Raw genomic sequence first — 418 nt, 5'->3', positions numbered from 1 at the left:
ATGCCACCGGGGCACGGAAGACGTAGGAGGTTCCCATGTCCCCCTGGATGAAGTTCCAGATCCAGCTGCCGTACTGGACGAGCAGCGGACGATCGACGCCGAGCGACTGGTTGAGTACGTCGACGGCGCGCTGGTCGGCTAGCGGCCCCAGTATCGCCCGGCCGACATTCCCAGGCAGCACCTGACCGCCAAGGAATACCATGATGCTGAGCAGGAACAGCGTGACGAGGGACAAGACCAGACGTCGTGGAAGGAAGGAGAAAATGGCGATATGCTCCGTTTGAAGCCCGGCCTCCTGCTGGAAGCCCGGGGCGGCCGGTTTGTTTAGGCTTTCGACGTACCTGCCAAGAAAAGCTGCCCCATGGCGGTGTTTTGGACACCCGTGACACCTTTCGCCATCGCCGACAGATAATCGAAG

At 61.0% G+C, this 418-nt stretch carries 1 pseudogene; it reads right to left on the bottom strand.

The window, feature by feature from the left end:
* Nucleotides 1-235, bottom strand: a pseudogene (locus tag AB1462_RS32265) (ABC transporter permease); the annotation flags it as partial.
* Nucleotides 236-418 lie beyond the last annotated feature (183 nt).

The organism is Pseudomonas sp. SB113 (assembly GCF_040754745.1).
GTDB lineage: Bacteria > Pseudomonadota > Gammaproteobacteria > Pseudomonadales > Pseudomonadaceae > Aquipseudomonas > Aquipseudomonas grimontii.
This window is presented reverse-complemented; position numbering and strand designations above follow the sequence as displayed.